At 75.5% G+C, this 10664-nt stretch carries 7 protein-coding genes; 5 read left to right on the top strand and 2 right to left on the bottom strand.

Features of this window, described 5'->3' with window-relative positions; genetic code table 11:
- The coding region (locus C8054_RS15495) for an alpha/beta hydrolase (protein WP_107157490.1) at positions 1-1498 on the top strand (1498 nt) is incomplete at its 5' end.
- Positions 1499-1608: 110 nt separating this feature from the next.
- Here C8054_RS15495 and glmS read toward each other — a convergent pair.
- On the bottom strand, positions 1609-3522 hold the full coding sequence (glmS, locus tag C8054_RS15490; protein WP_107157489.1) for a glutamine--fructose-6-phosphate transaminase (isomerizing): 1914 nt from the start codon (positions 3520-3522) through the stop codon (positions 1609-1611).
- Positions 3523-3792: 270 nt separating this feature from the next.
- Here glmS and C8054_RS15485 point away from each other — a divergent pair, with 270 nt between their 5' ends.
- Genes C8054_RS15485 through C8054_RS15475 form a run of 3 tightly spaced genes read left to right on the top strand, consistent with a single transcriptional unit; the run spans position 3793 to position 7086 of the window.
- Positions 3793-4764 (top strand): MmpS family transport accessory protein, encoded by a 972-nt coding sequence (locus tag C8054_RS15485; protein WP_107157488.1) that lies wholly within the window; start codon positions 3793-3795, stop codon positions 4762-4764.
- A 31-nt stretch (positions 4765-4795) separates the two neighbouring features.
- Complete coding sequence (locus tag C8054_RS15480) at positions 4796-5980, top strand: pyridoxal phosphate-dependent aminotransferase (RefSeq protein WP_107157487.1); 1185 nt, start codon at positions 4796-4798, stop codon at positions 5978-5980.
- Positions 5980-7086, top strand: coding sequence for a low specificity L-threonine aldolase (locus C8054_RS15475; RefSeq protein ID WP_107157486.1), 1107 nt, complete (start codon positions 5980-5982; stop codon positions 7084-7086). Before C8054_RS15480 ends, C8054_RS15475 begins: the two co-directional genes overlap by 1 nt.
- Positions 7087-7108: 22 nt before the next feature.
- On the opposite strand, the gene C8054_RS31725 is transcribed toward C8054_RS15475, so the two are convergent.
- The gene (locus C8054_RS31725) at positions 7109-7744 is read right to left on the bottom strand and encodes a PadR family transcriptional regulator (RefSeq protein ID WP_158273855.1); all 636 of its coding nucleotides are present in this window, start codon (positions 7742-7744) and stop codon (positions 7109-7111) included.
- Between the two features lie 97 nt (positions 7745-7841).
- On the opposite strand from C8054_RS31725, the gene C8054_RS15460 reads away from it, so the two are divergent.
- A complete protein-coding gene (locus C8054_RS15460; protein WP_107157484.1) occupies positions 7842-10664 on the top strand; it encodes an FtsX-like permease family protein in 2823 nt (940 codons plus the stop codon).

The following is a 10664-nucleotide window of genomic DNA, read 5'->3' as shown; positions in this document are numbered from 1 at the left end:
CCGGGCCGCCGGGCTGGCCGCCCGAGCCGACGCGCTCCGGCCCGGCTGGTCCGGCGCGGCCTCGACGGCCGCGCAACGGCGCCTCGGTGAGCTGCGCACCTCGTTGACCGAGGTGCTGCCCGCGCTGGTCGAGGTCGACCAGACGCTCGCCGAGTTCGCCAGCCGGGTGGGCGCGGCGAAGGCCCGCCTCGACGCCGAGGTGGCCCGCGCCGAGAGCGGCGGCCTGCGGGTGGACCGCTCCGGCACGGTCCGGCCCGATCCCGCCCGGCCCGTCACCCGGACCGGCCCCGCCGTGGTGCGGGCGCAGGCCGGGATCCGGGACGCGCTCGCCCTGGCCGGCGCGGCGGACCGGGAGGCGGCCGACCGGCTGGCGGAGGTCGCCACCGCGGCGACGACCGGCTGGGTCAGCGTGCCGCCCGCCTGGCGACCCGGGCCCGGCGCCGGCCCGGCCGAGGTGAGCCGCTGGTGGGCCGGTCTGAGCCCGGCCGAGCGGCGTTGGCTGGTCGGGCACGAGCCGGATCGGGTCGGCCACCTCGACGGCGTGCCGGTGACCGCCCGCGACCAGGCCAACCGGCTGCTGCTGGCCGACCGGCGCGAAGCGTTGCTCGCGCGCCGCCTCGCGCTGCGGCGACCGCTGCCGGCCGGGCCGGCGGAGGTGGCCCGGCGGGCCCGGCTGGCCGGGGTCGAGGCGGCGCTGCGCGGCCTGGACGGGCTGGCCGAGCGGCTGGCCGCGTCGGGGGCGCCGCGGGCGTACCTGCTGGGGCTCGACCCCGCCGGGGACGGTCGGGCGGTGGTGGCGCTCGGCAACCCGGACCGGGCCGGCGCGGTGCTGACCTACGTCCCCGGGATGACCGCCGACCTCGCGGACGCCCCGGCCGAGTTGGGCCGGGCCGCCCGGGTGCTCGAGCGGTGCGCGGCGATCGGGCCCGGCGAGGAGGCGGCGGCGGTCCTCTGGCTGGACTACGACGCGCCGGACTTCCTCCCCGAGGCATCCGGCACCCGGCCGGCGGAGGCCGCCGGCCCGGCACTGCACCGGTTCCAGGACGGCCTGCGGGCCACCCACGACGGGCCGCCGGCCCGGCAGACCGTGCTCGGGCACAGCTACGGCTCGCTTGTCGTCGGCACCGCCGCGCGCGACCACGGGTTGGGCGCAGACGCGCTGGTCTTCGTCGGCTCACCCGGCGTCGGCGTCGACCACGCGGCCGAGCTGCGGATGCCGGCCGGCCAGGTCTGGGCGTCGACCGCGCCCGACGACGTGATCCGGCTGGCCCACCCGCCGGACGAGCTGGCCCGTCGCGCCGTGCTGGCCGGTACGCCGCTCGGCCCGGTGCTGGCCGCACACGACCGGCACAGCGAGCGGCTCTGGTTCGGCGCCGATCCGAGCGCGCCGGGCTTCGGCGGCCGGCGCTTCCCGAGCGGGCGGCACGGCCACACCGGCTACTGGGACGCCGACAATCCGGCCCTGGACGGGATGGCCCGGATCGTGCTGGGCCGATGAGCGGACGCCGCGGCGCGGGCGGGCCGGCCGGAGCGGCAGGCGGGTTCCGAGCGGGAAGACGCCACGGCCCCGCCGGTGTGGACGGAGGGGCCGTGGCGGAGGCGGATCGGCTACTCGACAGTGACCGACTTGGCCAGGTTCCGCGGCTGGTCGACATCGTGCCCGCGGGCGGCGGCGATCTCCGCGGCGAGCACCTGGAGCGGCACGGTGGTCACCAACGGCGCCAGCAGCGTCGGCGTACGCGGCACGTAGATCAGGTGGTCGGCGTACCGGACCACCGCCTGGTCGCCCTCCTCCGCGATCACGATGGTGCGGGCGCCCCGGGCACGCACCTCCTGGATGTTGGAGACGACCTTGTCGTGCAGCATGCCCCGGCCGACCGGCGACGGCACGATGCAGATCACCGGCGTGCCCTTGTCGATCAGCGCGATCGGGCCGTGCTTCAGCTCACCGGCGGCGAAGCCCTCGGCGTGCATGTACGCCAGCTCCTTGAGCTTCAGCGCGCCCTCCAGCGCCACCGGGTAACCCACGTGCCGGCCGATGAACAGCACGGTCGGCTCGGACTTCAACTCCCGGGCCAGCTCGCGCACCGGCTCGATCCGGTCGAGCAGCTCCCGCAGCTTGCCCGGCATCTCCTGGAGCTGGGCCACCACCGCGCCCACCTCGTCGGCGAACTTGATGCCCCGCACCTGCGCCAGGTGCAGGCCGATCAGGTAGCAGGCCACGACCTGGGTGAGGAACGCCTTGGTGGAGGCGACCGCGATCTCCGGGCCGCCGTGGGTGTAGAGCACCGCGTCCGACTCGCGCGGGATGGTCGAGCCGTTGGTGTTGCAGACGGCCAGCACCCGGGCCTTCTGCTCCTTGGCGTGACGCAGCGCCATCAGCGTGTCCATGGTCTCGCCGGACTGCGAGATCACCACGATCAGGGTGGACCGGTCCAGCACCGGGTCGCGGTACCGGAACTCGCTGGCCAGCTCCACCTCGCAGGGGATCCGGGTCCAGTGCTCGATGGCGTACTTGGCGACCAGACCGGCGTGGTAGGCGGTGCCGCAGGCGACGATGAAGATCTTGTCGACGTCGCGCAGGTCCTGCTCGCTGAGGCGGACCTCGTCGAGGGCGATCTCGCCGCTCTCGGTGAGCCGGCCGAGCAGCGTGTCGGCGATGGCCTGCGGCTGCTCCTCGATCTCCTTGAGCATGAACCAGTCGTAGCCACCCTTCTCGGCGGCCGACGAGTCCCAGTCGATGTGGAAGTCCTTGCCGGCCGCGGGCTGACCGGCGAAGTCGGTGATCTCGATGCTCTCCGGCGTGATCAGGACGATCTGGTCCTGGCCCAGCTCGACCGCGTCCCGGGTGTGCTCGATGAACGCGGCCACGTCGCTGGCCAGGTAGTTCTCGCCGTCGCCGCGACCCACCACCAGGGGCGAGTTGCGCCGGGCGCCGACCACCGCGCCGGGAATGGCGGCATCCACGGCGAGCAGCGTGAACGCGCCTTCGAGGCGCTCGCAGACCACCCGCATGGCGGCGGCGAGCAACTGCGGGGTGTCGGTCTCACCGGCCGCGCGCAGGTCGGCCAACGCACGGGCGATCAGGTGCGCCGCGCACTCGGTGTCGGTGTCGCTGGCGAACTCGACGCCCTCGTTCTCCAGCTCGGTGCGCAGCTTCGCGAAGTTCTCGATGATGCCGTTGTGGATCACCGCGACCCGCCCGTCCGGGGAGACGTGCGGGTGGGCGTTGCGGTCGGTCGGCCCGCCGTGCGTGGCCCACCGGGTGTGGCCGATGCCGGTGGTGCCGTCGCCGATGCCGATCGGGCTGGCGGCGCAGTCCTCGGGGTTGTCGGCGGCCCGCTCGGAGAGCACCTTCTCCAGGTTGGCCAGCTTGCCGGCCTTCTTCTCGGTCAGCAGCTCGTCGTCGCAGACGACGGCGACGCCGGCCGAGTCGTAGCCGCGGTATTCCAGCCGCCGCAGTCCGTCGAGCACGATGCCGAGCGCCGGGCGCGCGCCGGCGTAACCCACGATTCCACACATGGTCCGCAGCCTAGCCGAGTTTCGCTCATCGTGCGTGCGCGGAAGGCGGCCCAACGATCACTGAACTTGAGCGAACCGGTCAGCGGAGGCCACCAACCGGACAAACCGCCACGGTACGTGAGTGATCCACTCCCCGACGTACCACGATCTCGCGTGCCGGCCGGGGCGGGCCGCGTGGATGGCCGCCGCGCCCTACATTGAGAGGCCCGGGCGGCAGCCCCGGTCCACCCCTCCGCGGTCGTCCGCGCCGTACCCCTGTGAGCTGAGCCGATGTCCGAGACGACCCCCAGTCCCGAGCCGAACCCCGGCCCGGTCGACCCGACCGCGACGCCGGCCGCCGCGGAGCCCGCCTCCTGGACGCCACCGGACGCGCTCGCCGCGCCGCAGCCCTGGGCGCCGCCCTCGCCGTGGTCGCCGCCGGCGTCTGACCCGAACCCGTGGGCGCCGCCCGCCTCCGCCGCGCCGCCCCACCCCGGCAGTGGGCCCGACGCACCGCCGGGCGGTCCCGCTCCGGGTCACCCGGGCGGTCCGCACCACCCAGGCGACCCGAACGGTCCGCACCACCCGGGCGGTCCGCACCACCCCGGCGAGCCGGGGGCGTCGGACCAGCAGTCGACCGCGTACCCGCCGGGGCCCTACCCGCCGGTCGCCTACCCGCCCGGGTCGTACCCGGCGGCGGGCTACCCGCCGGCCGCGTACCCGCCCGGGCCCTATCCGCCGCCGTACGCGTACCCCGGTGGGGCGCCGCGCCGGTCGAACGCGGGCTGGGCGATCGGGCTGGTGATCACCCTGGTCGTCGCGCTGGTGCTGGCCGTCTGCGGCTGCGTCGGCCTGGGCGTGCTCGGCGGTCTCACCGACGGGAGGAGCAGCGCCGGCGAGCCCTACGAGCGGCCGTTCGTCGACGGGCCGACGGAGCCCGACGGGTTCACCGACGAGCCGACCCCGGCGCCGGCCGTCCCGGTCACCACGCCCTCCGGCGGGCCCGGCCGGTTCACCGTCGTCTACGAGGTGACCGGGGCCGACCAGGTGTACGTGCAGTTCTACGACGCGGACGCCAACTTCCTCCAGCTCGACGACGTGGACGCGCCCTGGCGGCTGCGGTTCACCGCGAACGACCGCGAGCGGGTGCAGGTGATCGCGACCCCGGCCGAGTCCGGCGAGGTGAGCTGCCGGATCAGCATCAACGGCAAGGTCGTCTCGCGGAACTCGGGAGAGTACGGCGCGACCTGTTTCGGGTGGTGAGGGTCCGGCGGCGGGCCGTAGGCTGGCCGCCGTGACGACGACCGATCCGCTGGTGGCCCGGATGCGGCCGTTCGGCACCACCATCTTCGCCGAGATGTCCGCGCTGGCCGTGCGCACCGGCGCGGTCAACCTGGGGCAGGGCTTCCCCGACACGGACGGCCCGCCGGAGATGCTCGCCGCCGCCGCGGAGGCGCTGCGCACCGGCCACAACCAGTATCCGCCGGGGCCGGGGATCCCCGCGTTGCGCGCGGCCGTCGCGGCGCACCAACGCCGGTTCTGGAACCTGGAGTACGACCCGGACGGCGAGGTCGTGGTGACGGCCGGCGCGACCGAGGCGGTCGCGGCGAGCATCCTCGCGCTCTGCGAGGCCGGTGACGAGGTGGTCTGCTTCGAGCCGTACTACGACTCGTACGCCGCCTCGATCGCGCTGGCCGGCGCGGTCCGCCGCCCGGTGACGCTGCGACCCGGCGCCGACGGCCGGTACGCCTTCGACCCGGCCGAGTTGCGCGCCGCGTTCGGGCCGCGGACCCGGTTGGTGCTGCTGAACTCGCCGCACAACCCGACCGGGAAGGTCTTCACCGCCGACGAGCTGGCCCTGGTCGCCGAGCTGTGCCGGGAGCACGACACGTACGCGGTCACCGACGAGGTCTACGAGCATCTCGTCTTCACCGACGCCGCCGCGGCGCACCTGCCGCTGGCCACGCTGCCGGGCATGCGGGAGCGGACGCTGCGGGTCTCCTCGGCCGGCAAGACGTTCTCCTGCACCGGCTGGAAGGTGGGCTGGGTGAGTGGCCCGGCGTCGCTGGTCGCCGCCGTGCTGCGGGTGAAGCAGTTCCTCACGTTCGTCAACGCCGGCCCGTTGCAGCCGGCCGTGGCGGTGGCGCTCGGCCTGCCGGACGCGTACTTCACCGGCTTCCGGGACGACCTGCAACACCGTCGGGACCAACTGGTCGCCGGGCTGGCCGACGCCGGGTTCGGCGTGCTCGCGCCGGAGGGGACGTACTTCGTCACCGCCGACGTCACCGCGCTCGGCGGCCGGGACGGGGTGGACTTCTGCCGGTCCCTGCCGGAGCGGTGCGGCGTGGTGGCGGTGCCGACGCAGGTGTTCTACGACGACACGGCGGCGGGTCGCCGGCTGATCCGGTTCGCGTTCTGCAAGCGGCCGGAGGTGCTGGCCGAGGCGGTGACCCGACTGCGTCGGCTCCGGGAGCACTGATGAGCGACGGGTACGCCGGGCGGCTGCGCCGGCTCGCCGCCCAGCGCGGCTGCGACACGATGCTCTCCGGCGTACGCCCGGAGTCGGTGCGGGAGCAGGTGGCGGCGCTCGCCGCGACGGCCGGCGACGACCTGCCCGACGTCTACGGGGAGGGCGGCCCGGTCGCGGAGCTGGAGCAGCGGGTCGCGGAGCTGCTCGGCGTGGCGGCGGTGGCGTTCTTCCCCACCGGCACGATGGCCCAGCAGGTGGCCATGCGCCACGGCGCGGAGCTGACCGGCCGGGCCGCTGTCGGCCTGCACCCGCTCAGCCATCCGCTGCGGCACGAGCGCGACGCGTACGCGCTGCTCGCCGGCGTGCGGGCGGTGCACACCACGTCCGCGCCGCGCAACCCCACGGCCGAGGAGGTGGCGGCGCTCGCCGAGCCGATCGGCACGCTCTTCCTGGAGTTGCCGCTGCGCGACGCCGGGTTCGTGCTGCCCACCTGGGACGAGCTGGTCGCGGTCGTGGCGGCGGCCCGGGCGCGGGGCGCGCGGGTGCACGTCGACGGCGCCCGGATCTGGGAGTCGACGGTCCACCTCGGCCATTCGGCGGCCGAGATCGCGGCGCTCGCCGACAGCACGTACGTCTCGTTCTACAAGTCCCTCGGCGGTCACTCCGGCGCGGCGCTGGCCGGTGACGCGGAGCTGGTCGGGTACGCGCGCACCTGGCGGCACCGGTACGGCGGCACCCTGTTCCAGCAGTGGCCGGCGGCGCTCGCCGCGCTCGTCGGGCTCCAGCGGGAGCTGCCCCGGCTGGGCGGGTACGTGGCGCACGCGACGGTGGTGGCGGAGGCGCTGGCCGCGCTGCCGGGCGCCCGGGTGCATCCGGCGCCGCCGCACACCCACCAGTTCCGGTTCTGGCTGCCGTATCCGGCGGCGGCACTGGACGCGGCCAACCTGGCGCTGGCCGAGCAGGAGCGCGCGTGGTTCGTCGGCGGCTGGCGGGACACCGAGGTGCCCGGAATGGCGCTGGCCGAGGTGACGATCGCCGGGCCGGCGTTGGAGCTGGACGCCGACGGCGTACGCGAGCTGGCCGCCCGTTTCCTGCGCCGCCTGCCCACCTGCTGACCCCGCCGCCCCCGGTCCGGAGCTAGCCGGCCGCCCGCGCCGGGCCGGCGTCCTCGCCGGACGGGCCGGAGCTGGCAGCCGGGGGCGCGGCGGACCCGGCGGCCGGGGGCACGGCGGCGAGGCCGGTGAGCGTGGCGCCGCCGTCGGCGAGCAGCGCCGCCTCGGCGTCGTCGACGAAGGCCAGGTCCGCCTCGACGTGCCGGCCGGCGGCCGAGAGCAGCAGCCGGACCACCGGGTCGTCGGCCTGCCGGCGCAGCCCGTCGAGGTTGCGCAGCTCCCGCATGAGGTGGCCGCGCTGGTTGGCCAGCACGGTCCGGACGGTGTCGGCCCGGCCGGACCGGGCGGCGGCGGTCACCTTGAGGAAGAAGTCGTCCCGGAAGCCGCCGCTGCGCGGGCTGGGCGCGGTCAGCCAGCGGTCGAGTTCGACGCGGCCGTCGGCGGTGATCTCGTAGACCACCCGGTCGGGCTTGACCGGTTGGGGCTGCCGCTCGGCCACCACCAGGCCGTCGCGGGAGAGCCGGTCGAGGATCTGGTAGAGGTGCCCGATGTTGAGCGGGCCCCACTGCGGGCCGACCGCCGCCTCGAACGCGCTCTTCAGCTCGTAGCCGTAGCTGGGGCCGCGGGCGAGCAGGGCCAGGACCGCGTGCTGGATCGCCACCGTCTTCTCCGATCCGGTTCCGGGCGGACGCCCCGGGCGGGGCCTTGCATTGTCACAATGTATCGCGCAGAGTGTGCTCAGCACACGGGGAGGCGCGATGGTCGGATTCATCTGGGGTCAACTGCGCGGCCGGGCCGGCCGCTCGGTGGCGCTGCTGGTCGGCGTGCTGGTGGCCACCACCGGTTTCGTGGTGCTGACCGGCGCCACCACCACCTCCCGACTGGCCGTGACCGGCACCGTGGAACGCAACACCCGGGCCGCCTACGACATCCTGGTCCGTCCGCAGGGGACGCGCACGCCGTTGGAGGCGGAGCGCGGCCTGGTCCGGCCCAACTATCTCTCCGGCAGCTACGGCGGCATCACCACCGCGCAGTACGACCGGGTCCGGGCCGTCGAGGGGGTGGACGTCGCCGCCCCGATCGCCATGCTCGGCTACTCCACCACGTCGATCGAGATGCCGCTCGACGTCACCGCGGCCGTCGACCCCACGCTGGACCGGCAGCTCATCCGCATCGACCGCGAGTTCCTCGCCGAGCGCGGCCTGAGCCACGCGCCGGCCCAGCCCACCTACGTGTACGTCACCACGCATCCGCTGCTCTACCCGGTCATCGGCGACGAGTACTACCCGGACGCGGTGCGCTACACCGACGGGCGGACGTACGACACCAACGACTGTGGACTGCTGCCCCGGGAGGTGCTGCCGGGTGGGCGTACCGCGCCCCTCTGCGACCTGCGCGTCGAGCAGTCGAACGGGTTGCAGGACGTCAGCGAACGGCAACTGTGGAAGGTGGAGACGTTCCGGATGCTGCCCGGTGGGCGCTTCGAACGCCCGGCGACCGAGGGAGTCACCAACCTCGACGCCCCCGCCGTTCCGGTTCCCCGGGTGACCGTGACGGTGCGCCTGACCGTGCCGTTCCTGCTCGCCGCCGTCGACCCCGACGCCGAGCAGGAACTGGTCGGCCTCGACGACGCGGTGGTCACCGGCCGGCCGCTCACCGCCGCCGACACCACTGTGGTGACCCGGGAGCGCGGCCTGTCCAGCCGGACGCTGCCGGTGCTCGCCACCAGCCGCCCGTTCCTCGACGGCGCGATCCGGGCCAGCTACACCCGCCTGTCGCTGGACCGCCCCATCGCCGGCGTGCCGCCCCGGGAGCTGGCCGGACGGCTGCGCGGCGTACCGGCCACCCCGGCCGGCGGCACGCAACGGGACGCGCTGAGCGCCTACCGGGCCCAACTCGCCGGCGGGCTCGGTCCGCGTACCTGCTGCCACGGCCAGTTGCAGGTCGTCGTGCAGCCGGGGCAGGCCGGCTACGACCGACTGCCCGACGGCGCGCTGCGGGTCCGCCCGGCGCCCGCCGACCCGACCGTGTACGGCGACTCGCAGGATCTGGTCACGCTGCCCCGACCGTGGCTCAGCGAGGACACCGGCTACCGGCCGCTGACCCAGCTCCGGTTGGGTCGTGGCGACCGGGACGCCCGGCAGTGGCAGGCCGTGGGGCTCTTCGACCCGGAGAAACTGACCGGCTTCAGCGACCTGGGCAAGGTGCCGCTGGAGACGTACGAGCCGCCGCGCGCCGACGGGGCCGACGACCGCAGCCGCGCGACGTTGGGCGGGCGGCCGCTGGAGCCGAGCGGCAACCCGGCCGGCTACCTGTCCGCGCCGCCGCTGCTGCTCACCAGCCTGTCCAGCGTGCCCGGGCTGCTCTCGGCCGGCAGCAGCCCGCAGCGCACCGCGCCGATCAGCGCGATCCGGGTCCGGGTGGCCGATGTGGATGGATACAGCGAGCGTTCCGCCGAGCGGGTTCGGCTGATCGCCGAGAAGATCGCCACCACCACCGGCCTCGACGTGGACATCACGCTCGGCTCCTCCCCCGCCCCGCAGACCGTCGAGTTGCCGGCCGGCGCGTTCGGCCGTCCCGACCTGCGGCTGACCGAGAACTGGTCGGCCCTCGGCGTCGCCTCGGTCATCACCCGCGCGGTCGACCGGAAGAGCGCCGTGCTGTTCGCGCTGGTGCTGGTGGTCTGCGCGCTCTTCCTCGGCAACGCGGTCACCGCCGCCGTCCGGGACCGCCGATCCGAGCTGGCGGTCCTGGCCTGCCTCGGCTGGCCGGCGCGTCGCATCGGCGCACTCGTGCTCGGCGAGGTCGCCACACTCGGCCTGGTCGCCGGGCTGCTCGCGGTCGGCCTGGCCGTCCCGCTCGGCCGCGCCCTCGACATCGACGTCGACTGGCGGCGGGCGCTGCTCGCCGTACCGGTGGCCCTGCTGCTGGCGCTGGTCGCGGGCCTGGCACCCGCGCTGCGGGCCGCGCGCGCCCACCCGGCCGCCGCGCTGCGCCCACCGGTGGCCGGCACGTTCCGGGCCCGCCGGTCCCGAAGCATCGCCGGCATGGCGGTGGTCAACCTGGCCCGCGTCCCCGGGCGCACGCTGCTCGGCGCCGCCGCGCTCGCCATCGGCGTGGCCGCGCTCACAGTGGTCGGCGCCGTCGGCTACGCGTTCCGCGGCGCGGTCGTCGGCAGCCTGCTCGGCGACACCGTGTCGTTGAGCGTGCGCGGCGCGGACACGCTCGCCGCGGTGGCCACCGTGCTGCTCGGCGCCGCCGCCGTCGCCGACGTGCTCTACCTGGACGTCCGGGACCGGGCCACCGAGTTGGCCACGCTGCGGGCCACCGGCTGGACCGACGGCGCGCTGGCCCGCCTGATCGGCTACCAGGCGCTGTTCCTCGGCGGGCTGGGCGCGTCCACCGGCGCCGGGCTCGGCCTGGCCGGCGCGGCCTGGCTGGTCGGTGACGTGCCGACCGCCCTGGTCACCGTCGCGGCCCTGGTCGCCCTGGCCGGGGTGCTGCTCACCTGTCTCGCGGCGCTCGTCCCGGCCGGACTGCTGCGCCGCCTGCCCACCGCGCGACTACTGGCCGAGGAGTGA

This window comes from Micromonospora sp. RP3T (assembly GCF_003027925.1).
GTDB lineage: Bacteria > Actinomycetota > Actinomycetes > Mycobacteriales > Micromonosporaceae > Micromonospora.
The sequence above is the reverse complement of the archived record's forward strand: the minus strand, read 5'-3'. Positions and strand labels throughout refer to the sequence as shown.